The organism is Streptomyces sp. NBC_00503 (assembly GCF_036346895.1).
Classification (GTDB): Bacteria; Actinomycetota; Actinomycetes; order Streptomycetales; family Streptomycetaceae; genus Streptomyces.
The window spans coordinates 4,352,318-4,377,680 of record NZ_CP107855.1 but is presented as its reverse complement, the minus strand read 5'-3'; the positions used below and the strand labels follow the sequence as shown (position 1 = coordinate 4,377,680).

Below are 25,363 nucleotides of genomic sequence, written 5' to 3'. Positions count from 1 at the left end.
TACGGGGCTTCGTGCGTTCACACCCCGGCCGGGACCCGGGCCTCGGAGAGGGCCTCGCGGACCGCTGCGACCAGTTCGGCGGTGTTGGCCCGGCCCGCGGCGGCCCCGTAGACGTAGAAGTCGGGGCGGATCAGCACCGAGGTGGCGCCTGACTCGGCGAGGAACGGCAGGTAGACCTCGTCCAGGTCCACCACCGCGTGCGGGCCCGCCTCCGCGGCCGGGGTGCCGGCCGCGACGACCCGGACCACGTGCGCGCCCAGCTCGTCCAGGAAGGCCCGGTCGGCGGGGTCGAGCAGCTGCTCGGGGTCCTCGGTGGTGAGGAGGACGAAGCCCAGTCCGACGACGCCGTCGAACAGTCCCGTCTCCCCCGCCCGCTCCACCCGGGCCTGCGGCGAGAGGACGCCCGCCGGGCGGATCGGCCGGCCCTTCTCGTTGAGCTTGACGAAGCCGCGGGCCAGCGGCTGCAGCGGGGAGCGCTGCTGGGAGGGGATGCCCGAGGCGGCCGCCCGCTCGGCTGCGGCGAGCATCACCATGTCGCGGTCGGCCGCGGCCTTGGGGTCCGTCTGGCAGATGATCTTGCCGAGGTTCACGGACATTCCGATGGCGTGCTTGATGTGCGTGCGGCGCTCCTCCTGGTAGTCGTCCAGGAGCTCCCTGCCGCCGCGCCCGTCGAGCAGCGCCGCCAGCCGCCAGGCCAGCGCGCCCGCGTCGCGGAAACCGGAGGACATGCCCTGCCCGGCGAAGGGGGGCATGACGTGCGCGGCGTCCCCGGCCAGCACCAGCGGGCCCTCGTGCCAGGTCTCGGCGGCGCCCGCCCGGAAGCTGTAGACGTGGTGGCGGCGCAGCGTGGCGTTCTCCGGGTTGATGTCGAAGAGCTTCAGCAGCCGCCACGCGCTCTCGCGGGTGTTGAGCCCCTCCACGGTCTCCCCGGCCGTCCGCATGAACTCGTAGCGCCGGTTGCCCGGTCCGGCCGACACGGAGGTGCGCGGCTGCGCCGGGTCGCAGATCTGCAGGTTGTTCGGGTGGAACTCGCGGCCGTCGTGGTGGACCACGTCGCAGACCAGCCAGTCATGGGAGAAGTTGACGTCCGAGAACCCGGCGTCCATCTTCGAGCGCACGAAGCTGTTGGCGCCGTCGCAGCCCACCACCCAGCGGGCCGAGAAGGTCCGCTCGGTGCCGTCCTCGCCGACCGCCGTCACCTCGGCCCCGTCGGGCCGCGTGGTCAGCCCGACGACCTGGTGGCCCCGGTGGACGGTGATGTTGTCCAGGGTGGCGGCGCGGGCCTGGAGCTCCTCCTCCAGCGCCGGCTGGTACATGGAGGTGGACTCGGGCCAGCCGCAGAGCTTGCGCTCGGAGCCGTCGATGTCCAGGAGGATCCGGCCGTCCGCGTTCTTCCACTGGTAGGAGCCCGAGGGCTCACCGATGCGTCCGATGAGCCCGCCGATGCCCGCGGCGGTGAGGGTGCGCGCAGCCTCGCCGTCGAAGGCGACCGCGCGGGGCATCGGGTAGGCCTGCGGCCACTTCTCCACGACCGTGACGTTCTTGCCTCGGTCGGCGAGCAGCAGGGCGAGCAGCTGGCCCACGGGGCCGTATCCGACGATCAGGACGTCGGCCTCGGTCGGTGCGTCGAACATCAGGGTGCCTTTCAAAGGGTGTGGTGGTGGTCGCGGGCAGGCAGTTCAGACGGCTCGGGCGGCTCAGGCGGCTTCGGCCGCCAGGAGCTCCAGCAGGTGCTCGGCGATGAAGGTCGGCGTCGGGAAGTCGAAGAGCAGCATCGGGCTGAGCGCCAGACCGGTCACCTCGACGAGGCGGTTGCGCAGCTCGACGGCGCTGAGGGAGTTGAAGCCGACCTCGAAGAAGGGGCTGTCGCCGTCGAGTTCGTCCTCGAAGGGCTCGTCGGTGGCGAGCTCCTCGCGGGCCGCCTCGGACTCGGCGACGATCAGGTCGATGAGGATCCCGGTCTGCTCGGCCTCCGGGAGGCCGGCCAGCTTGGCCAGCAGGGCCTGCTTGGTGGCCTCGGCCGGGTCCAGGGCCGCCACGGCTTCGGTGGTCTCGTCCGTCTCGGTCAGTGTCGTCGTCGTCGCTGTCATGGGGGTTCCGGCCTCCAGCCAGTAGTTGCGGCGCTGGAAGGCGTACGTCGGGAGTTCCACCCGGCGTCCGCCCTCGAACAGGGCCGACCAGTCGATGGTGATGCCCCGGGTGAAGAGTTCGCCGAGTGCGGTCACGGCGGTCTGCGCTTCGGGGGCGTCGTTGCGCAGTACGGGGACGAAGGCGAGGTTGGCGGTGTCGCCGGTCAGGCAGGCCGGGCCCATCGAGGTGAGGACCCCGCCGGGGCCGAGCTCCAGGAAGGTGACCGCGCCGCGCTCCTGGAGGGTGCGGATCCCGTCGGCGAAGCGGACGGCGTCGCGGACGTGGCGGACCCAGTAGTCGGGAGTCGCCAGTTCGGCGGGCTCGGCGACCTTTCCGGTGAGGTTGGAGACCACCGGGATGCGCGGGGCGCCGTAGGTCAGGCTCGCGGCGACCTTGCGGAACTCCTCGAGCATCGGGTCCATCAGGACCGAGTGGAAGGCGTGGCTGACGACCAGTCGCTTGGTCCGCCGGCCGAGGCCGGAGAAGTGCGCGGCCAGGGCCTCGGCGGCGTCCTCGCGGCCGGAGACGACCACCGAGTTCGGGCCGTTGATCGCGGCGATGCCGACGCCTTCGCCGAGGAGCGGGAGGATCTCGGCCTCGGTGGCCTGCACGGCGAACATGGCGCCGCCCGAGGGCAGGGCCTGCATCAGACGGCCACGAGCCGCCACAAGACGCGCCGCATCCGCAAGATCCCACACACCCGCAACATGCGCAGCCGCCAGTTCACCGATCGAATGCCCGGCCAGGAGGTCGGCGTGGACGCCCCACGCCTCGACGAGCCGGAACAGCGCCACCTCGACCGCGAAGAGCGCGGGCTGCGTGAACTCCGTGCGGTTGAGGGCGACTTCGTCGTCCCCGAAGAGCACCGACTTCAGCGGCTGCGCCAGGTGCTGGTCCAGCTCGGCCGCCACGGCGTCGAAGGCCTCGGCGAAGACCGGGTAGGTCCCGTACAGCTCGCGGCCCATGCCCAGGCGCTGCGAGCCCTGACCGGTGAAGAGCACCGCGAGGCGGCCCCGGGTCCGGCTGCCGCGCACCACGCCGGGCGAGGTCGCGGCGGTCGCGCCCTCGGCGACGGCCAGCAGCCGCTGCCGCAGGGTGTCGCGGTCCTCCCCGACGAGGACGGCGCGCTTCTCGAAGGCGCTGCGGGTCCGGGCGAGGGAGTGGCCGATGTCGTACGCGGACGCCTCCCGACCCTCCTGCTCCTCGTCGAGGAAGGCGTCGAGCCGCTCGGCCTGGGCGCGCAGCGCCTGCTCGGACTTGGCGGAGAGCACCCAGGGCAGCGGGCCGCGGGCGACGGCGGCCGGGGCGACCGCGGTCCTCTCGGGCACGGCCTCCTCGGCCGCGGGGGCCGGGGCGGCCTCCTCGACGATGACGTGGGCGTTGGTGCCGCTGATCCCGAAGGAGGAGACCGCCGCACGGCGGGTACGGCCTTCCTCGCGCGGCCAGGACTTCGCCTCGGTGAGCAGCTCCACCGCGCCCGAGGTCCACTCGACCTTGGCGGTGGGCTCCTCCACGTGCAGGGTCTTGGGGAGCACCTCGTTGCGCAGGGCCATGACCATCTTGATCACGCCTGCGACTCCGGCCGCGGCCTGGGCGTGGCCGATGTTGGACTTCAGGGAGCCCAGCTGGAGCGGCCGGTCGGCGGAGCGGCCCCGGCCGTACGTGGCCAGGATCGCCTGGGCCTCGATCGGGTCGCCCAGCACGGTGCCCGTGCCGTGCGCCTCGACCGCGTCCACATCGGCGGTGGTCAGGCGGGCGTTGGCCAGCGCGGCCTTGATGACGCGTTCCTGGGCGGGGCCGTTGGGGGCGGTGAGGCCGTTGGAGGCGCCGTCCTGGTTGACGGCGGTGCCGCGGACCACGGCGAGGACCTGGTGGCCGTTGCGGCGGGCGTCGGAGAGGCGCTCCAGCAGCAGGAAGCCCGCGCCCTCGGCCCAGTTCGTGCCGTCCGAGGTGGAGGAGAAGGCCTTGATCCGGCCGTCCGGGGCCAGTGCGCGCTGGCTGGAGAAGCCGACGAACGCGTCCGGGGTGGCCATCACGGCCACGCCGCCGGCCAGCGCCATCGAGCACTCGCCGGAGCGCAGCGCCTGCACGGCCAGGTGCAGGGTGACCAGGGAGGAGGAGCAGGCGGTGTCCACCGTCACCGAAGGGCCGGTGAGGTCGTACAGGTACGAGACGCGGCCGGAGAGCACGCTGCCGGACTTGCCCAGCCCCAGGAACCCGCTGACCCCTTCGGGCAGCTCCTGGGCTCCGTTGGCGTAGTCGTGGTACATGTGGCCCGCGAAGACGCCGGTGTCGCTGCCGCGCACCGAGTGCGGGTCGATCCCGGCCCGCTCGAAGGCCTCCCAGGCCAGCTCCAGCATCAGCCGCTGCTGCGGGTCGGTGCCCAGCGCCTCTCGGTCGGAGATCCCGAAGAAGGAGGCGTCGAACTCGCCCGCACCGTGCAGGAGTCCGGCTTCCTTGACGTACGTGGTGCCCTGGTGGTCGATGTCCGGGTGGTACACGGAGTCCAGGTCCCAGCCGCGGTCCTTGGGGAAGTCCGAGACCCCGTCGGTGCCGGTGGCCACGAGCTGCCACAGCTCCTCGGGCGAGGTGACCTCGCCCGGCAGCCGGCAGGACATGCCCACGATCGCGATGGGCTCGCAGGCGGCCCCGGTGATACGGGCGTTCTCCTGCTTCAGGCGCTCGTTCTCGGTGAGGGACGCGCGCAGGGCAGCGACAAGCTTTTCGTCGGAAACTGTCATGATCTTCTCTCCCGGTTCCAGACCGAATCAGTTGCTCGTGCTGGCAAGTGCGCGCGCCACGAGGCTTTCCACATCCATGTCGGCGATCAGTTCGCCGTCCTGCTCCGCTTCCTGCTCCTGTACCGGCTCCGGCTGCGCCGCCTCGAGAGCGGTCCCGTCGCCGTCCGCGAGCAGTTCGCTCTGGATGCGGCGGGCCAGGGCCTGCGGCGTCGGGAAGTCGAAGACGAGGGTGACCGGCAGCCGGATGCCCGTCGCCAGGGCCAGCTGGTTGCGCAGCTCGACCGCGGTGAGCGAGTCGAAGCCGAGCTCCTTGAAGGCCTGGTCCGGTCCCACGCCGTTCGCGTCGGCCATGCCCAGCGCCGCCGCCGCCTGCTCGCTGACCAGGTCCAGGACGGCCTGCTCGCGCTCCCTCGGGGACAGGGCGGTCAGCCGCTGGACCAGGGAGTCGCCGGTGGGGGCGGCCGCCTGGGCGGCCCGGCGGGCGGGACGCACCAGCCCGCGCAGGACCGACGGCACCGGGGCGCCTCCGGACCGGCTGGACAGGGCGGCGAGGTCCAGCTTCACCGGGGCCAGGACGGGGTGCTCCGAGCGGAGTCCGGCGTCGAAGAGGGCCATGCCGGTCTCGGCCGTCAGGGGCCGCATGCCGCTACGGGCCATGCGCTCCAGGTCGCTCTGCGCCAGCGTGTCCTGCATGCCGCCGGCCTGCTCCCAGACGCCCCAGGCGAGCGAGGTGGCCGGCAGCCCGGCCCGGTCGCGGTGCTGGGCCAGGGCGTCCAAGTAGGCGTTGGCCGCCGCGTAGTTGCCCTGGCCGGCGCTGCCGACCGTACCGGCGATCGAGGAGTACAGGACGAAGGCGGTCAGGCCCAGGTCCCGGGTGAGCTCGTGCAGGTTCCAGGCCGCGTCCACCTTGGGCCTCAGCACCGCGTCGAGCCGCTCGGGGGTCAGGGCCGAGATCACGCCGTCGTCCAGGACGCCGGCCGTGTGGACCACCGCGGTCAGCGGGTGCTCCGCCGGGACGGTCTCCAGCAGCGCGGCCAGTGCCTCGCGGTCGGCCGCGTCGCAGGCCTCGATCCGTACGGAGGCTCCGAGCCCGGCCAGCTCCTCGCGGAGCTCGACCGCACCCTCTGCCGCCGCACCGCGACGGCTGGTGATGATCAGGTTCCGGATGCCGTGCTCGGCCACCAGGTGGCGGGCGGCCAGCTTGCCCAGGGTTCCCGTACCGCCGGTGATCAGCGCGGTACCGGCCCGGTCCAGGGACTCGCCCTGACCGGCCGCCGGGGGGACCTCCCGTACGAGGCGGGGCGCCGTCGCCACACCGGCGCGGATCGCCAGCTGCGGTTCGCCCGAAGCCAGTACGGCCCAGACGGCGTCCCGCGGCTCGGTGTCCTCGTCCACGTCGAGGAGGACGAACTGCTCCGGGTTCTCCGACTGCGCCGAGCGCACCAGGCCCCAGACGGCCGCTGCGGCCGGGTCGGTGACTCCGCAGACCGCGCCCTGGGTCAGGACCACGAGCCGCGAGGACTCCAGCTCGGGGGCGGCGGCCCAGGCCTGCATCAGCTCCAGCGCACGGGCGGTCAGCTGGCGGACCCGGTCCGGTCCCTCCTCGGAGGGCGCCCGGGTGAAGTCGGCCAGCACCGCCGGCGGAACCGGAGTACCCGAACGGACGGCCGCGATCAGCGACTTCAGGCCGGAGTGGTCGGTGCCGAGCAGGACCGGGTCCACGGGGGCCCCGGTCACGGTCTCGACGGAAACCTGGACCGGCACCCAGTCGGGCCGGAACAGCGCGTCGGCGAGGGCGGCCCGGCCGGCGTCGAAGGACTCGGGCGAGAACGGCCGGGTGACGAGCGAGCCGATGGTGGCGACCGGAACCCCGGCCTGGTCGGCGAGGCGCAGGGTCAGCGCGTCCGTACCGGCCCCGGCGGCGTGCACCCGCAGCGCGTTCGCGCCGGAGGCGTGCAGGGTGACCTGGTTCCAGGCGAACGGCAGCCGCAGCGCCGCGCCCTCCTCCTCGGTGGCGCCGCCGTCCGGGACGGCGAAGGAGCTGGCCTGAAGGGCGGCGTCCAGCAGGGCCGGGTGCAGTCCGAAGCCCTCCGGGGTCGCCCCCTCGGGCAGGGCCACCTCGGCGTAGACCTCGCCGTCCTTGGTCCACACGGACCGCAGCCCCTGGAAGAGCGGGCCGTACTCCAGCCCGGCCTCGGCCCGGTCGGCGTAGTGGCCGCTCAGATCGGCCTGCTCGGCGCCCGCGGGCGGCCAGCTGCCGAAGTCGAAGGAACCGGCCGGCTCCTCCTTGAGCAGGAAACCGCTGACGTGCCGGGTCCAGGGGGCTTCGGAGCTGGCGTCCAGGTCGGTCGAATGGACCGACACCGGGCGGCGGCCCAGCTCGTCGAGGGTGCCGACCGCGACCTGGATGCGGACGCCGCCGCCCTCGGGCAGGACCAGCGGCGCCTCGATGACCAGTTCCTCGACGGTCCCGGTGCCGACCTCGTCGCCGGCCCGGATCACCAGGTCCACGAGGGCCGCGCCGGGCACCAGCACGGTGCCCGCGACCGAGTGGTCGGCGAGCCACGGGTGGGTGCGGACCGAGAGCACCCCGGTCCCCTGCACTCCGCCGTCCGCCTGCGGCAGGAAGGCGCCGAGCAGGGAGTGACCGGCCGGGGTCAGCCCCAGGGAAGCGGCGTCGGCGCCGGATTCCAGCGGCTGGAGCCAGTAGAACTCGCGCTGGAAGGCGTACGTGGGCAGTTCCACGCGGCGCCCGCCGGGGGCCAGTGCGAGGAGGTCCGCAGGCAGTCCGGCGGTGTGCAGCCGGCCCAGCGCGGTGACCGCCGAGCGCACTTCGGAGACTCCGGTGCGCAGCTTGGGCACGAACAGGGCGTCGGCGTCTTCGGCGACGCAGTCCTGGCCCATCGCGGTGAGGACTCCGCCGGGGCCGAGCTCCAGGAAAACGTTGACGGCCTGGTCCTGGAGGGCTCCGATGCAGTCGGCGAAGCGGACCGCATCACGGACGTGGGCGACCCAGTAGTCCGGGCTGGCCAGCTCGGCGGCTTCCGCGACCTTGCCGGTGACGTTGGAGACCACCGGGATCCGCGGAGCACCGTAGGTCAGACCCGCGGCCACCTCACGGAACTCGGCCAGCATCGGATCCATCAGGACCGAGTGGAAGGCATGGCTCACGGTCAGCTGCTTGGTCTTGCGACCCAGCTCCGACAGCTTCGCCTTGACCTCCAGGCACTCCGCCTCACGACCCGAAATCACCACCGAGGTAGGCCCGTTGATGGCGGCGATCCCGACGCCCTCACCGAGGTACGGGAGGACTTCCGCCTCGGTGGCCTGGATCGCGACCATCGCACCGCCCGAAGGCAGCGCCTGCATCAGGCGACCACGAGCCGCCACCAGACGCGCCGCATCCGCCAGCGACCACACACCCGCCACATGCGCCGCAGCAAGCTCACCGATCGAATGCCCGGCCACGAAGTCCGGACGCACACCCCACGACTCCACCAGCCGGAACAACGCCACCTCCATCGCGAACAACGCCGGCTGCGTGAACTCCGTACGGTGGATCGCGTCTTCGTCGTCCCCGAAGAGCACCGACTTCAGCGGCTGCGACAGGTGCCGGTCCAGCTCGGCCGCCACCGCGTCGAAGGCCTCCGCGAACACCGGGTAGGTGGCGTGCAGTTCACGGCCCATGCCCAGGCGCTGCGCGCCCTGCCCGGTGAAGAGGACCGCCAGGCGGCCGCCCGTCGCCACGCCCGAGGCGACGCCCGGGGCCGGGCGGCCCGCGGCCACGGCGCGCAGGGCCTCGATCGCCTCGGCCCGGTCGGCGGCGGCCACCACCGCGCGGTGTTCCAGCGCCGCACGGGTGGTGACCAGCGAGTACGCCACGTCCAGCACCGCGGGCGAGGACTCGGATTCCAGCAGGTCGGCCAGGCGCCCGGCCTGGGCCTTGAGGCCCTGCGCGGACTTCGCCGACACCGTGAAGGCCAGATCGCCAGGGAACTCCCGTATCCCGTCGGAGGGTTCGGGCTCCTCGGCCGGGGCCTCCTCGATGACCACGTGGGCGTTGGTGCCGCTCACGCCGAAGGAGGAGACACCCGCGCGGCGCGGCCGGTCCTCGTCGCGGGCCCAGGGGCGGGCCTCGGTGAGCAGCTCGACGGCCCCCGCCGACCAGTCCACCTTCGGCGTGCGCTCCTCGGCGTGCAGGGTCTTCGGCAGCACCTCGTGGCGCATCGCCTCGACCATCTTGATGACGCCCGCCACACCGGCCGCCGACTGGGCGTGGCCGATGTTGGACTTCAGGGAGCCGAGCCACAGCGGCCGGTCCTCGGGCCGGTCCTGCCCGTAGGTGGCCAGGATGGCCTGGGCCTCGATCGGGTCGCCGAGCGCGGTACCGGTGCCGTGCGCCTCGACGGTGTCCACGTCTGCCGTGGTCAGGCGGGCGTTGGCCAGCGCCGCCTTGATGACGCGCTGCTGGGCGGGGCCGTTGGGGGCGGTGAGGCCGTTGGAGGCGCCGTCCTGGTTGACGGCCGTACCGCGGATCACGCCGACCACCGGGTGGCCGTTGCGGCGGGCGTCGGAGAGCCGCTCCAGGAGGAGCAGGCCGGCGCCCTCGGACCAGTTGGTGCCGTCGGCCGCGGCCGAGAAGGCCTTGGCGCGGCCGTTCTCGGCGAGACCGCGCTGCCGGGAGAACTCGACGAACCCGTCCGGGGTGGCCATCACGGCCACGCCGCCGGCCAGCGCCATGGTGCACTCGCCCTGCCGCAGGGACTGCGTGGCCAGGTGGATGGCGACCAGGGAGGAGGAGCAGGCCGTCTCGATGGTCACCGCGGGGCCTTCGAGGCCCAGCGTGTACGAGACGCGGCCCGAGGTGGCGCTGCCCGAGTTGCCGATGCCGAGCATGCCCTCGACGGAGGCCGGGATCCGCTGCCCCATCGGGGCGTAGTCGTGGTGCATGACACCGGCGAAGATGCCGACGCTGCTGCCCTGGAGTCCGGTCGGGTCGATGCCGGCCCGCTCGAAGGTCTCCCAGGAGGTCTCCAGCAGCAGCCGCTGCTGGGGGTTCATCGACAGGGCCTCGCGGGGCGAGATCCCGAAGAAGGCGGCGTCGAACTCCCCCGCGTCGTGCAGGAATCCGCCGTGCCGGGCGTACGAGGTACCGGTGTGGTCCGGGTCCGGGTGGTACAGCTTCTCCAGGTCCCAGCCGCGGTTGTCGGGGAACTCGGTGATGGCGTCCGTACCCGAATCGACCAGCTGCCACAATTCCTCGGGAGAGCTCACCCCGCCCGGGAGCCGGCAGCCCATGGCCACGATCGCGATCGGCTCGGACTTCTCGGCCTCCACCTCGCGCAGGCGCCCGTTGGCCTTCTGCAGATCGGTCAGTGCGCGCTTGAGGTAGTCGCGCAGTTTCGCCTCGTTGGTGCCGACCGCGCCGGCGCCGTTCTCGTTGCTCATCTGTGTGTCCGTCCGTCTCTGTTCTGGGTGCACCGGCCGGTCAGAGACCGAGTTCGCTGTCCATGAGGGCGAAGACCTCGTCGTCCGTCGCCGCGTCCAGGTCGAAGCCGTCGATTCCGCCGAAGGCTCCGTTGGCGCTCTCCCACTGGCCGGTGAGGGCCTGGAGCCGCTGGGCGACTTGGGATTTGACGTCCTCGCACATCGCCGAGCCGTTCAGGGCCGCCTCCAGGCGGTCCAGCTCGTCCAGCACGGACAGGTTCTGCGTCGGCGCCTCCTCGGCCTTGAGCTCCTCCTGGAGGAGACGGACGAGGGCGGTCGGGGTCGGGTAGTCGAAGACGAGGGTGGCGGGCAGCCGGACCCCGGTGGCTTCGGTGAGCTTGTTGCGGAACTCGACCGCCGTGAGGGAGTCGAAGCCCGCGTCCTTGAAGGCCCGGGTCGCGTCGATGGTGGCCGGGTTGGAGACACCCAGGACGCCTGCGACGTGACCGCGCACCAGGTCGAGCAGGAGCTGTCCGCGCTCTTCGGTGGACTTGCCCGCGAGCCGCTGGGCCAGGCTCTCGCCCTTGGCCGCGGTGGCGGCCTTGGCGGCCCGCCGGGCCGGGCGGATCAGGCCGTGCAGGATGGCCTGGAGGGAACCGCCCGCCGCCTGGGCGCGCAGTTCTCCGAGGTCGAGGCGGGCCGGCATCAGGGTCGCTTCGGACGACAGCAGGGCCGCGTCGAAGAGGGCCAGGCCCTCGTCGTTCGGGAGCCCCAGCATGCCGCCCCGCTTGCCGCGCTGGAGATCGGCGTCCCCGAGGTGCGCGGTCATTCCGGTGGCCTCGGCCCACAGGCCCCAGGCGAGGGAGACGGCGCTGAGGCCGCGCTCGCGCCGGTACTGGGCGAGACCGTCCAGGTAGGCGTTGGCCGCCGCGTAGTTGCCCTGGCCCGGCGTACCGAACACCCCGGCCGCCGAGGAGTAGAGGACGAAGGCGGCGAGGCCCAGGTCCCGGGTCAGTTCGTGCAGGTTCCAGGCCGCGTCCACCTTGGGCTTGAGGACCGCCTCGAGCCGCTCGGGGGTGAGGGCCGAGATGATCCCGTCGTCCAGGACGCCGGCCGTGTGGACCACCGCGGTCAGCGGGTGCTCCGCCGGGATGCCGGCCAGCAGCGCGGCCAGTGCCTCGCGGTCCGCGGCGTCGCAGGCCTCGATCCGTACGGAGGCCCCGAGCCCGGCCAGCTCCTCGCGGAGCTCGACCGCACCCTCTGCCGCGGCGCCGCGCCGGCCCGCCAGCACCAGGTGCCGTACGCCGTACTCGGTGACGAGGTGGCGGGCGACGAGCTTGCCCAGGGTGCCGGTGCCGCCCGTGACCAGGACCGTGCCGGCCGGGTCGAGGGAGGCGAGGTACGTGTCCCCGACGCGCGGTTCACGGCCCAGTCGGGGCGCCGTGGCCACACCGGCGCGGATCGCCAGCTGCGGTTCCCCGGAGCCGGCCGCCGAGGCGATCAGCTCCCGGGTACGAGGGTCTTCCGTACCGGTGTCCAGGTCGACCAGGACGATCCGGTCGGGGTGCTCCGCCTGGGCCGAGCGCACCAGCCCCCACACCGCCGTACCGGCCGGGTCGGTGACTCCGGAGACAGCGCCGCGGGTCGTGACGACCAGCTGCGTGCCGTCCAGGGCCGACTCGGCGGACCAGGCCTGGAGTGCGCCGAGCACCCGGGCCGTGACGGCGTGGGCCCGCCCGGCACCGGCCGCCTCGGCGGCTTCGGTGGTGTCGAGCAGCAGGATCCCGGGCGCCGTCGTGGCAGCGGCAGCCGCCCGGACCCCGGCGGCGTCGGTGACCGTGGTCAGCTGCGTCCGCTCGGCGCGGGGCAGGGAGACCCGGGTCCACTCGATCCGGTAGAGCGATTCGTGGACCGGAGCGGAGGCCGCGCCCAGTCCGGCGGTGGAGACCGCCCGCATGACGAGGGCTCCGATGCTGGCGACGGGGACGCCGGTCTGGTCGGCGATGCTCAGCGACAGGCCGTCTCCGGCGGTGCGGACCGCCCGGACCCGCAGCGCGGTGGCTCCGGCGGCGTGCAGGGCCACCTGGTTCCAGGCGAACGGGAGCCTGGTGGTGCCCTCTTCGGCCTCGGCGGCGCCCAGGAAGCTGGTGGTCTGGAGGGCGGCGTCGAGCAGGGCCGGGTGGAGGCCGTACCGTTCGGGCGCCTGGCCCTCGGGCAGGGCCACCTCGGCGTAGACCTCGTCGCCCTTGGTCCAGACGGCCTGGACCCCCTGGAAGACGGGGCCGTACGTGTAGCCCGCGGCGAGCTGGCGGTCGTAGAAGTCGCTGACGTCGGTGGCCTGGGCGCCGGCCGGCGGCCAGATTCCGAAGTCGAAGCCCGCGGGCTCCTGTGCCGCGGTGAGGAAGCCGCTGACGTGGCGGGTCCAGGCCGCCTCGGGGCCTTCGTCGGGGGCCGCCGAGTACACGGCGACCGGACGGCGGCCGAGCTCGTCGAGTGCGGCCACGGAGACCTGGACGCGGACCCCGCCCTTCGCGGGCAGGACCAGCGGGGCTTCGATGACCAGCTCGTCGATGGTGCCCGCGCCGGCCTCGTCACCGGCCCGGACGGCCAGTTCGACCAGGGCCGCGCCGGGCACCAGCACGGTGCCGGAGACCACGTGGTCGGCCAGCCAGGGCTGGGTACGGGTCGAGAGCATCCCGGTGCCGAGCACTCCGCCCGTCTCGGGGAGGTGGAGCCAGGCGCCGATCAGCGGGTGGTCGGCGCCGACCAGGCCGAGCGAGCCCGCGTCACCCGCGGCGGCCGCGTCCTCCGGCCAGTACCGCTCGCGCTGGAAGGCGTACGTGGGCAGGTCGACCCGGTGGGCACCGGCGTCGGCGAAGACCGCCTGCCAGTCCACCGCGCGGCCCGTGGAGAACAGCACCCCGATCGCCGCGAGCAGCGTCTCGGTCTCCGGGCGGCCGCGGCGCTGGAGCGCGGCGAGCCGCAGCCCCTCGGCTCCGTCGACCCCGTCGAGGATCTCCTGGGCCAGGGCCGTGAGCACCCCGTCGGGGCCGGCCTCCAGGAAGGTGGTGACGCCCAGCTGGTGCAGGGTGCGGACCCCGTCGGCGAAGCGGACGGCTTCGCGGACGTGGGCGACCCAGTAGTCGGGGCTGGCCAGCTCGGCGGCTTCCGCGACCTTGCCGGTGACGTTGGAGACCACCGGGATCCGCGGAGCACCGTAGGTCAGACCGGCCGCGACCTCACGGAACTCGGCCAGCATCGGGTCCATCAGGACCGAGTGGAAGGCGTGGCTCACGGTCAGCTGCTTGGTCTTGCGACCCAGCTCCGACAGCTTCGCCTTGACCTCCAGGCACTCCGCCTCACGACCCGAAATCACCACCGAATTCGGCCCGTTGATCGCGGCGATCCCGACGCCCTCACCGAGGTACGGGAGGACTTCCGCCTCGGTGGCCTGGATCGCGACCATCGCACCGCCCGAAGGCAGCGCCTGCATCAGGCGACCACGAGCCGCCACCAGACGCGCCGCATCCGCCAGCGACCACACACCCGCCACATGCGCCGCAGCAAGCTCACCGATCGAATGCCCGGCCACGAAGTCCGGACGCACACCCCACGACTCCACCAGCCGGAACAACGCCACCTCGACCGCGAACAACGCCGGCTGCGTGAACTCCGTACGGTTCACGGACTCTTCGTCGTCCTCGAACAGAACCGACTTGAGCGAACGGCCCAGGTGCTGGTCCAGCTCCGCCGCCGCCGCGTCGAAGGCATCGGCGAAGACGGGGTAGGACTCGTGCAGCTCACGGCCCATTCCGAGGCGCTGGGCGCCCTGGCCGGTGAAGAGGACCGCCAGGCGGCCGCCCGTCACGGACTGTCCGGCCGTCTGGCCGGCGGCCAGCGAGCGCAGGGCCAGGGCCGCGCCCTCGCGGTCGGCGGCCACCACCACCGCGCGGTGCTCCAGGGAGGCGCGTGACGTGGCGAGGGAGTAGGCGACGTCCACCGCGGAGAGCGAGGCGTCCGCCTCGACCCGGTCGGCGATCCGGCCGGCCTGCGCCCGCAGCGCGTCGGCGGACTTCGCCGACACCACGAACGGGACGGGCCGGTCGACCGGCGCCACCTGCTCTACGAGGGTCTCCTCGGCCGGGGCCTCCTCGATGATCACGTGGGCGTTGGTACCGCTCACGCCGAAGGAGGAGACACCGGCCCGGCGGGCACGCTCGCCGCGGACCCACGGGCGGGCCTCGGTCAGCAGCTCGACGGCCCCCGCCGACCAGTCCACCTTGGGGGTGGGCTCGTCCACGTGCAGGGTCTTGGGCAGGACCTCGTTCTGGAGGGCCATGACCACCTTGATGATGCTCGCGACACCCGCGGCGCCCTGGGCGTGGCCGATGTTCGACTTGAGCGAGCCCAGCCACAGCGGCTGGTCGTCGTGGCGGTCCTGGCCGTACGTGGCCAGGATGGCCTGGGCCTCGATCGGGTCGCCGAGCGCGGTGCCCGTGCCGTGCGCCTCGACCGCGTCCACGTCCTGCGCGGTGATCCCGCCGTTGGCCAGGGCCTGCTGGATGACGCGCTGCTGGGACGGGCCGTTGGGGGCGGTCAGACCGTTGGACGCGCCGTCCTGGTTGACGGCCGTACCGCGGATCACCGCGAGGACCGGGTGGCCCTTGCGGCGGGCGTCGGAGAGGCGCTCGACGAGGAGCACTCCGACGGCCTCGGCCCAGGCGGTGCCGTCCGCCGAGGCGGAGAAGGCCTTCACCAGGCCGTCCGCGGCCAGGCCGCGCTGGCGGGAGAACTCCACGAAGGTGTCCGGGGTGGCCATCACCATCGCGCCGCCGGCCAGGGCCATCGAGCACTCGCCGGAGCGGATCGCCTGGACGGCCATGTGCAGGGCGACCAGGGAGGAGGAGCAGGCGGTGTCGACGGAGAGGGACGGGCCCTCGAGGCCGAGCGTGTAGGAGACGCGGCCCGAGGCGACGCTGCCCGCCGTACCGGTCAGGCGCATGCCTTCCAGTTCGGCCTGCGAGGTCTGGAGCTTGACGGTGTAGTCGTGGCTGATCAGACCGGTGAAGACGGCGGTGTCGGTGCCCCGCAGTTCGGCCGGGTCGATGCCGGCCCGCTCGATGGCCTCCCACGAGGTCTCCAGCAGCAGCCGCTGCTGGGGGTCCATCGCGGTGGCCTCGCGCGGGGAGATCCCGAAGAACGCGGCGTCGAAGTCGGCCACGTCGTGCAGGAACGCGCCCCGGTCGACGTAGGACTTGCCGAGCGCCTCCGGGTCCGGGTCGAAGAGGCCGTCGAGGTCCCAGCCGCGGTTCTCGGGGAAGCCGCCCATGACGTCGGCTCCGTCGGCGACCAGCTGCCACAGCGCCTCGGGGGTGTGGATGCCCGCCGGGAAGCGGCAGCCCATGGAGACGATGGCGATCGGGTCGTCCTCGTCGGCTCCGGCGCCCGACACGGCCTTGGCGGCCTGGGCCCGGACCGCGGCCGGCTGGTCGCCGACGCCCAGCTCGGTGAGCAGGTGGCGGGCCAGGGCGACCGGGGTCGGGTAGTCGAAGACGACGGTCGCGGCGAGGCGGACGCCCGAGGCGGAGCTGAGCCTGTTGCGCAGTTCCACGGAGGTCAGCGAGTCGAAACCGGCGTCCTTGAAGGCGCGTTCGCCGTCCACGGTGTGTGCGGCGGAGTGGCCGAGCACGCTCGCGGCCTGCTCGCGGACCAGCTCCAGCAGCACCCGCTGCTGCTCTTCTTTAGAGAGTCCGGCCAGGTCCTGGGCCAGCGAACCGGCCCCGGCAGCAGCCGACTTGGCTGCCTGGCGGCCCTGGCGGACCAGACCCCGCAGCAGTACCGGTACGGGCTCGCCGGCGGAGCGGGAGCGCAGGCCCGGGATGTCGAGCCGGGCCGGGACGAGGGCGCCTTCGGCCGAGCGGATCCCGGCGTCGAAGAGGGCCATGCCGATCTCGGCGGTGAGGCCGAGCATGCCGTCGCGCTTGTTGCGCTGGAGGGCCGCGCCGTCGAGGTTCTCCGTCATGGCGCTGCTCTCGGACCAGAAGCCCCAGGCCATCGAGACGGCGGGCAGTCCGAGGGTCCGGCGGTGGCGGGCGAGGCCGTCGAGGTAGCCGTTGGCCGCCGCATAGTTGCCCTGGCCCGGGTTGCCGAAGACGTTCGACGCCGAGGAGTAGAGGACGAAGGCGGCGAGGTCCAGGCCCTGGGTGAGCTCGTGGAGGTTCCAGGCCGCGTCCACCTTCGGGCGCAGCACGGTGTCCACGCGCTCGGGGGTGAGCGCGGAGATCACGCCGTCGTCCAGGACGCCGGCCGTGTGGACCACGGCGGTCAGCGGGTGCTCCGCCGGGATGGACTCCAGCAGCGAGGCCAGCGCGCCCCGGTCCGCGGCGTCGCAGGCCTCGATCCGTACGGAGGCCCCGAGTTCGACCAGCTCCTCGCGGAGCTGTGCCGCGCCTTCGGCGGCGGCGCCCCGGCGGCTGGTGATGATCAGGTTCTCGATGCCGTGCTCGGTGACCAGGTGGCGGGCGGCCAGCTTGCCCAGGGTTCCCGTACCGCCGGTGATCAGCGCGGTACCGGACCGGTCGAGCTCGCGCGGGACGCTCAGGGCGACCTTGCCGATGTGCCGGGCCTGGCTCAGGAAGCGGAAGGCCTCGGGGGCCTTGCGGACGTCCCAGACCTTGACGGGCAGGGGCTGCAGGGAGCCCTGCTCGAAGAGGTCGACCAGCTCGCGCAGGATCTCCTGCACCCGGTCGGGGCCCGCCTCGACCAGGTCGAACGCCTGGTAGGCGACGCCCGGGTAGGCGGCCGCGACCTCCTGCGGATCACGGATGTCGGTCTTGCCCATCTCGAGGAACCGGCCGCCGCGCGGCAGGAGTTCGAGCGAGGCGTCGACGAACTCGTGGGCGAGGGCGTCGAGTACGAGGTCCACACCGCGCTGTCCGGTGGCCTGGAGGAACCGCTCCTTGAACTCCAGGGTGCGGGAGTTGCCGATGTGCGCCTCGTCCAGGCCGTTGGCCCTGAGGGTGTCCCACTTGCCGGGGCTGGCGGTGCCGAAGACCTCGGCGCCGAAGTGGCGGGCGATCTGTACGGCCGCCATGCCCACGCCGCCGGCCGCGGCGTGGATCAGCACCGATTCGCCGGAGGTCAGGCCGGCCCGGTCCTTGAGGCCGTAGTAGGCGGTGGTGAAGACGATCGGAACGGTGGCGGCCTGCTCGTACGTCCAGCCGGTCGGCATCCGCACCAGGTTGCGGTGGTCGGCGAGCGCCTGCGGCCCGAAGCCGTCGCGCAGCAGACCCATGACCCGGTCGCCGGGGGCGAGGGAGGTGACCCCGGGGCCGACCTCCAGGACGACGCCGGCGCCCTCGCCGCCGAAGGAGGCGCGGCCCGGGTACATCCCGAGGGCGATGAGCACGTCGCGGAAGTTCAGACCGGCGGCGCGGACGCCGACCCGGACCTGGCCCTCGGCCAGCGGCTCCAGTACCTCGGGGCTGGGCAGCAGTGCCAGGTTCTCGAGCGTGCCGGTGGCGGTGACGTCCAGGTGCCAGGCATCGGTGCCGGCCGGGACCGCGAGGGTCTCGGAGGAGGCGATGTGGGCGAGGCGCGGGGCGGTGGCACGGCCCTCGCGGATCGCGAGCTGGGGTTCGCCGGTGGCGACGGCCGCGGCCAGGGCCGTACGGGACTTCGGGTCCTCGTCGAGGGCTACGAGGACGATGCGGTCGGGGTTCTCGTTCTGCGCGGAGCGCACCAGGCCCCAGACCGCCGAGGCGGCCATGTCGCGCTGCGGGTCGCGGGTGACGACGACGAGCTGCTCGTCCTGCGCCGAGGCTTCGGCGGACCAGGTCTGGAGCGTGCCGAGCACCTGGGCGAGCAGGGCGCGGACACCGGCCGGGGCCTCGTCGCGGGCGCCCTTGGTGAAGTCGGCGAAGGTGAACGCGGACTCCGCGGCGGGCTCCCCGTCCGTCTCGGCCGTCTCGGCCGTCTCGACCGGGGACCAGGCGACGTGGAAGAGGGCGTCGTGCAGGGGCGTCCGGGCGGCGCCGAGCTGGTCGGCTGCGACCGGGCGCAGCACCATCGACCCGATGGTGGCCACGGGGGCACCCGTCTGGTCGGCGAGTTCCAGGGCGACTCCGTCGCTGCCTTCGGCGACGGCCCGCACCCGCAGGGCGGTGGCCCCGGAGGCGTGCAGGGCGACCTGGTTCCAGGCGAACGGCAGCCGCGTCTGCTCGGCGTCGGCCTCCTGCCCGGGGCAGAAGGTGCTGGACTGGAGGGCGGCGTCGAGCAGGGCCGGGTGCAGGCCGAAGCGGTCGGCGTCGGCGCCCTGCGGGAGCTGGATCTCGGCGAAGACCTCGGAGCCTCGCCGCCAGACCTTCTGGATGCCCTGGAAGACCGGGCCGTAGTGCAGGCCGGCGGCCGCGCGGTCCTCGTAGAACGTGTCGGTGTCGATCTTCTCGACCCCGGCGGGCGGCCAGGCGGTGAAGTCGAAGGCGGTGGCGGTGGACCGGCTCCGCTCGGCCAGGAAGCCGCTGACGTGCCGGGTCCAGGCGGCCTCGGGGCCGTCCTCCGGGGAGGAGGAGTAGAGGCTGACGGCGCGCAGGCCGTCCTCGGCTCCGGCGACGACGACCTGGACGCGGACGCCGCCCTTCTCGGGCAGGACCAGCGGGGCCTCGATGATCATTTCGTCGACGACTCCGCTGCCGACCTCGTCGCCGGCCCGGATCACCAGGTCGACGAGGGCCGCGCCGGGCACCAGGATCGTGCCCGCGACGGAGTGGTCGGCGAGCCACGGGTGGGTGCGGACCGAGAGCAGACCGGTGGCCAGGACTCCGCCGGAGCCCGGGAGGTGGGTGACCGCTCCGAGCAGCGGGTGCTCGGCGCCGGCCAGGCCCGCGCCGGTGACGTCACCGGCGGCCGAGGTGCCTTCGAGCCAGAACCGCTCGCGCTGGAAGGCGTAGGTGGGCAGGTCGACCCGGCGGGCGCCGGTGCCGGCGAAGACCGCCTCCCAGTCGACCGCACGGCCGGTGGAGAAGAGCACTCCGAGGGCCGCGAGCAGGGTTTCGGTCTCCGGGCGGCCGCGGCGCGAGAGGGCCGCGAGCCGCAGCCCCTCGGCGCCCTCGGCCCCGTCGAGGATCTCCTGGGTGAGGGCCGTCAGGATCCCGTCGGGACCGGCCTCCAGGAAGGCCGTGACACCCATCCGGTGCAGGGTGCGCACCCCGTCGGCGAAGCGGACGGCTTCGCGGACGTGGCGGACCCAGTAGTCGGGGTCGGCCAGTTCGTCGGCGCCGGCGACCTTGCCGGTGACGTTGGAGACCACGGGGATGCGCGGGGCGTCGTAGGTCAGGCTCTCGGCGATCTGCCGGAACTCCTCCAGCATCGGGTCCATCAGGACCGAGTGGAAGGCGTGGCTGACCGTGAGGCGCTTGGTCTTGCGGCCCAGCTCGACCAGCATGTCCTGGACGGCGAGGCAGGCGTCCTCGCGGCCCGAGATGACCACGGAGTTCGGGCCGTTGACGGCCGCGATGCCGACGCCCTCGCAGAGGTACGGGAGGACTTCCGCCTCGGTGGCCTGGACGGCGACCATGGCGCCGCCCGAGGGCAGGGCCTGCATCAGGCGGCCACGAGCCGCCACAAGACGCGCCGCATCCGCAAGATCCCACACACCCGCAACATGCGCAGCCGCCAGTTCACCGATCGAGTGCCCGGCGACGAAGTCCGGTCGGACGCCCCACGATTCGACGAGGCGGTACAGCGACACCTCGACCGCGAACAGTGCGGGCTGGGTGAACTCGGTGCGGTTGACGGCCTCTTCGTCGCCGTCTTCGAACAGCACCTCCTTGAGCGTGCGCGGGAGGTACTGGTCCAGCTCGGCCGCGACCGCGTCGAAGGCGCGGGCGAAGACCGGGTAGGTCCCGTACAGCTCGCGGCCCATGTCCAGGCGCTGGGCGCCCTGGCCGGTGAAGAGGACCGCCAGGCGGCCGCCCGTCACGGACTGTCCGGCGGTCTGGCCGGCGGCGACCGAGCGCAGGGCCAGGGTGGCGGCCTCGCGGTCGGCGGCGACGACGACGGCGCGGTGCTCCAGGGAGGCGCGCGAGGTGGCGAGGGAGTAGGCGACGTCCACCGCGGTGAGCGAGGCGTCCGCCTCGACCCGGTCGGCGATCCGGCCGGCCTGCGCCCGCAGTGCGTCGGCGGACTTCGCCGACACCACGAAGGGGACCAGCCGGTCGACGGGCGCCACCGGCTCTTCGGCGGTCTCGTCGGCCGGGGCCTCCTCGATGATCACGTGGGCGTTGGTGCCGCTCACGCCGAAGGAGGAGACCGCCGAACGGCGCGGCCGCTCCTCGGTACGGGCCCACGCGCGGGCCTCGGTGAGCAGCTCGACGGCGCCCGCCGACCAGTCCACCTTGGTGGTGGGCTCGTCGATGTGCAGGGTCTTGGGCAGGACGCCGTGGCGCATCGCCTCGACCATCTTGATGACGCCGGCGACACCCGCTGCGGCCTGGGCGTGGCCGATGTTCGACTTCAGGGAACCGAGCCACAGGGGCTCGCGCTCGCCGCGGTTCTGGCCGTACGTGGCCAGGATGGCCTGGGCCTCGATCGGGTCGCCGAGCGAGGTGCCGGTGCCGTGGGCCTCGACGGTGTCCACGTCGGCCGTGGTCAGACGGGCGTTGGCCAGGGCCTGGCGGATGACCCGCTCCTGGGCGGGGCCGCTGGGGGCGGTCAGGCCGTTGGAGGCGCCGTCCTGGTTGACGGCGGAGCCGCGGACCACCGCGAGGACCGGGTGGCCGTTGCGGCGGGCGTCGGAGAGGCGCTCCAGGAGGACCACGGAGACGCCCTCGGCCCAGGCGGTGCCGTCGGCGGAACCGGAGAAGGCCTTGGCCCGGCCGTCCTCCGCGAGACCGCGCTGGCGGGAGAACTCCACGAAGACCCCGGGGGTCGCCATCAGGGCGGCGCCGCCCGCGAGGGCCATGGAGCACTCGCCGCCGCGCAGCGACTGCGCGGCGAGGTGCAGGGCCACCAGGGAGGAGGAGCAGGCCGTGTCGACGGTGACGGCCGGGCCCTCCAGGCCCAGGGTGTACGAGACGCGGCCCGAGGCGACGCTGCCCGCGACGCCGATGCCGAGGTAGCCCTCGGTGCCCTCGGGGGCCTGCTGGACGTTGGAGCCGTAGTCGTGGTGCATGACGCCGCTGAAGACGCCGATGCGGGAACCGCCCAGCGAGGTGGGGTCGATGCCGGCCCGCTCGATGGTCTCCCACGAGGTCTCCAGCAGCAGCCGCTGCTGGGGGTCCATCGCGATGGCCTCGCGCGGGGAGATCCCGAAGAACGCGGCGTCGAACTCGGCGACGTCCGGGAGGAATCCGCCGTGGCGGGTGTACGAGGTGCCGGTGTGGTCCGGGTCCGGGTGGTAGAGGCCCTCCAGGTCCCAGCCGCGGTTGTCGGGGAACTCGGTGATGGCGTCCGTACCGGAGGCGACGAGCTGCCACAGCTCCTCGGGAGAGCTCACCCCGCCCGGGAGCTTGCAGCCCATGGCCACGATCGCGATCGGCTCGTCCGAGACGACCGGCTCCGGGTAGTCCACGGCGGGCTCGCCGGCCGGGGCGCCGAACATGCGCTTGCGCAGGTAGACGGCGACGGCCGTCGGCGACGGGTAGTCGAAGGCGAGGGTGACGGGCAGGCGCAGGCCCGACTCCTCGGTGAGGCGGTTGCGCAGCTCGACCGCGGTGGCCGAGGTGAAGCCGAGGGACTTGAAGCTGAGTCCGGTGTCGAGGGTGGTCAGGCCGGTGATGGTGCGGATCTGCTCCACGACCACGTCCAGCAGCCGCCGGTCCTGCTCGCTCTCCGGGAGGTCCTCGAAGCGGGCCTGGAAGGCCTCGGCGAGGTTCTCGTCGGGGGTGGCGGCCTTGCTTGCCGGGCGCTCGAAGAGCTCGGTCAGCAGCGGCGGGACCTCGCCCGCCGGGAGGGCGGAGACGTCCGGGCGGACGGCGACCAGGTGGGCCTGCGCCACGGTGTGCGCGGCGTCGAACATGGCCAGGGTCTCCTGGGTGGAGAGCACGCCCGCGCCCGTGGGCCACGTACGGCTGCCCGAGGCGGCCGCGGCCGCGCCGTGCCAGGGGCCCAGGGAGAGCGAGAGGGCGGGCAGTCCGGCCGCGTGCCGGTGGTCGCCCAGGGCGTCCAGGAACGCGGCGGCGCCGGCCGCGGCCCCGCTGCCGGGGGTGCCGAGCACGCCGTCGGCGGTGGGGATGACGAGGAAGGAGCCGAGCGCGATGTCCTTGGTGAGGCAGTGCAGGTTGAGCGCACCCTGCACGGCGAGGCTGCGGCCCCGCAGGTCGGTCAGGGTCTCGCGGCCCGCGGTGTGCACGATCGCGGTGAGCGGCTGGGCGATCTTGCCGAGCAGCTTGGCGACGGCCTTGCGGTCGGAGACGTCGCAGGCCTCGAGCCGGATGTCGGCCCCGCCCCGGGCCAGTTCGGCGCGCAGGGCGGCCGCGGCGGGGTCGGCCTTGCCGCCCTCGCTGACCAGGACCACGCGCCGGGCGCCGTAGACGGCCACGAGGTGGCGGGCGACGGCTTCGGCGGCCACGCCGTCGGCGCCGGTCAGCAGCACGGTGCCGGTGGTGTCGGGGGCGGCGGCCGGGCCGGAGGCGGCGGTGGCGCGCACCAGGCGGGGGCGCAGGAGCACCCCGTCGCGGACGGCGGACTGCGCCTCCTGGGAGGCGAAGGCCAGGGCCACGGCGCGGGCCGCGGCCTCGTCCGGCCACTCCTCGGGGCCGAGGTCGACCAGGGCGAAGCGGTCGGGGTGCGCGGCCTGGTAGGAGCGCAGCAGGCCCCAGACGGCGGCGTGTTCCATGCCGGTCAGCTCGTCGTCGTGGCCGGTGGCCACGGCGTCGCGGGTGGCGATCATCAGCGGCACCATGGCGGTGCGCTCCTCGGCCAGCCAGGCTTCGAGCGCCAGGGAGACGCGGGCCACGAGGGCTTCGACGGCCTCGCCGCGGCGGGCGGCGGTGGGCCGGTCGGCCTCGCCGAGCATCAGCAGGGCCACGTCCGGGAAGGAGACTCCGGCGGCGAGGTCCTCGACGAGGGCGTCGAGGGCGTCCAGGTCGCCGAGGCCGTCCACGTCGGCCAGGCCGGCGAGCCCGCCCAGCGGCAGGTAGGTCTGCACCTCGTTGCCCAGCGCCTCCAGGCCCGAGGCGAACTCGGTGCCGGCGATGTCGCCCGCGACGGCCCAGTGGCCGGCGACGAGCTGCGGCGCGGGCACGGACGGCAGGGGCAGCCAGTCGACGCGGAAGAGCGACTCGTAGCGGCCGCCGCCGGCGGCGAGCAGCCGGGCCGGGCGCTCCAGCAGGACGTGGCGCATGGTCTTGCCCGAGGCGGTGCGCGGGATCCGGTCGATCTCGTACAGCTCTTCGGGGATCTTGAAGTAGGAGAGGTTCTCGCGGCAGGCTTCGAACAGCCGCTCGTGGTCGACGCCTTCGGGGCCGGGGACGATGAAGGCGACCGGGACCTCGCCGAGCACCTCGTGGGCCTTGCCGGCGACGGCGACGTCGCTCACGCCGGGCACGCCGCGCAGTACTTCCTCGACCTCGCCGGGGTGGATGTTCTCGCCGCCGCGGATGACGAGTTCCTTGATGCGGCCGGTGACGGTGAAGTAGCCCTCCTCGTCACGGCGGGCCAGGTCGCCGGTGCGGAACCAGCCGTCGCGCAGGGCGGCGGCGGTGGTCTCGGGCTGGTTGTGGTAGCCGACCATCACGCTGGAGCCCTTGACCCAGACCTCGCCCTCCTCGCCGGTGGCCACGTCGGCCCCGGTCTCGGGGCTGACCAGGCGCACGCCGAGGCCGGGGACGGGAAGGCCGCAGGAGCCCTCGACCCGGGCGCCGGTGGGCCAGTTGATGGTGATGGAACCGCAGGTCTCGGTGGAGCCGTAGGCGTCGAGCAGCGGGGCGCTGAAGACCTCTTCGAAGGAACGGCGCAGCGCGGCCGTGGTGATGGCCCCGCCGACCAGGCACATGCGCAGTTCGGGGGCGGTGAACCCCTGTTCGCGGGCGGCCTGGACGAGGTAGTGGTACATGGTCGGGACGCCGGCCAGGAAGGTGGCCGACTCCTCGCGGACCGCGTCGAGGATCTCGTCTGCGGAGAAGCCGTCCACGATGCGCGCGGTGGCGCCGACGGCCGTGACGGCGAGGACGGCGACGATGTGCGAGAGGCTGTGGAAGAGCGGCAGCGGCCACACGACCCGGTCCTCGGAGGAGAGGCCGGGGATGGGTGCGTAGCAAGCGGCCACGGACCAGAGGCAGTTGCGCTGCGTGGACAGGACGCCCTTCGGCTTGCCCGTGGTACCCGAGGTGTAGAGCATCCAGGCGACGTCGTCGAGGCCGAGGTCGTCGCGGGCCGGCTCGGCCGGCTCGGTGGTGGCGAGGGTCTCGAAGGAGACCGTGCCGGCCGGGGCTTCGGCGGGGACGCCCTCGGGGCCGGTGACGATCACGCGGAGGTAGGGGCGGTCCTGGACCAGCCGGGCGACGAGCTCGATGCGCGAGGGCTCGGTGACGATGACGCGGGCGCCGCTGTCGTCGAGCAGGTAGGCCAGCTCGGCCTCGGTGACGCGGGGGTTGAGGGGTACTCCGACACCGGCGGCGCGGGTGATGGCGAGGTAGCTCTCGACCACCTCGACGCTGTTGCCGTGCAGGATGGCCGCCCGGTCTCCGGGCTGGAGCCTGAGACCGGCGAGATGCCCTGCGAGCCTGCGTGTGCGCGCCTCCAGTTCGGCGTGGCTCACGCTCCGCCGGGCGTCACTGTAGGCGACCTTCGTCCCGAAACGATCGGCATTCGCCCCCAGCAGCTCTGGCAGCGGCCGGATCAATTCGGTTCGCAGCATGGCTCTATACCTCTCGTCGAAAGACAACTCGATGCAGACATCTCGATACGGGAGGCATCAGCGTCACACGCATTCGATTCGGGGTTCCCACTATCGATCCCCTACGACCCCCCTATGTTGACGAACAAAGGCGACTCGGGGTAGGGGTAGCAGGTTCAATGCATCGGTAATTGCTCGACCTCTCGCACTCACCTCCCGCACTCACCTC

Annotated in this window: 3 protein-coding genes and 1 pseudogene; all 4 read right to left on the bottom strand. The window is 73.4% G+C overall.

Features of this window, described 5'->3' with window-relative positions:
* Positions 1–17: 17 nt before the first annotated feature.
* The gene (mhpA, locus tag OG490_RS20410; protein ID WP_330297736.1) at positions 18–1,634 is read right to left on the bottom strand and encodes a bifunctional 3-(3-hydroxy-phenyl)propionate/3-hydroxycinnamic acid hydroxylase MhpA; all 1,617 of its coding nucleotides are present in this window, start codon (positions 1,632–1,634) and stop codon (positions 18–20) included.
* Between the two features lie 93 nt (positions 1,635–1,727).
* A pseudogene (locus tag OG490_RS20405) lies at positions 1,728–4,874 on the bottom strand (type I polyketide synthase); the annotation flags it as partial.
* Between the two features lie 24 nt (positions 4,875–4,898).
* Positions 4,899–10,352, bottom strand: coding sequence for a type I polyketide synthase (locus tag OG490_RS20400; protein ID WP_443065846.1), 5,454 nt, complete (start codon positions 10,350–10,352; stop codon positions 4,899–4,901).
* A 7-nt stretch (positions 10,353–10,359) separates the two neighbouring features.
* Complete coding sequence (locus tag OG490_RS20395) at positions 10,360–25,155, bottom strand: SDR family NAD(P)-dependent oxidoreductase (RefSeq protein WP_330297733.1); 14,796 nt, start codon at positions 25,153–25,155, stop codon at positions 10,360–10,362.
* Positions 25,156–25,363 lie beyond the last annotated feature (208 nt).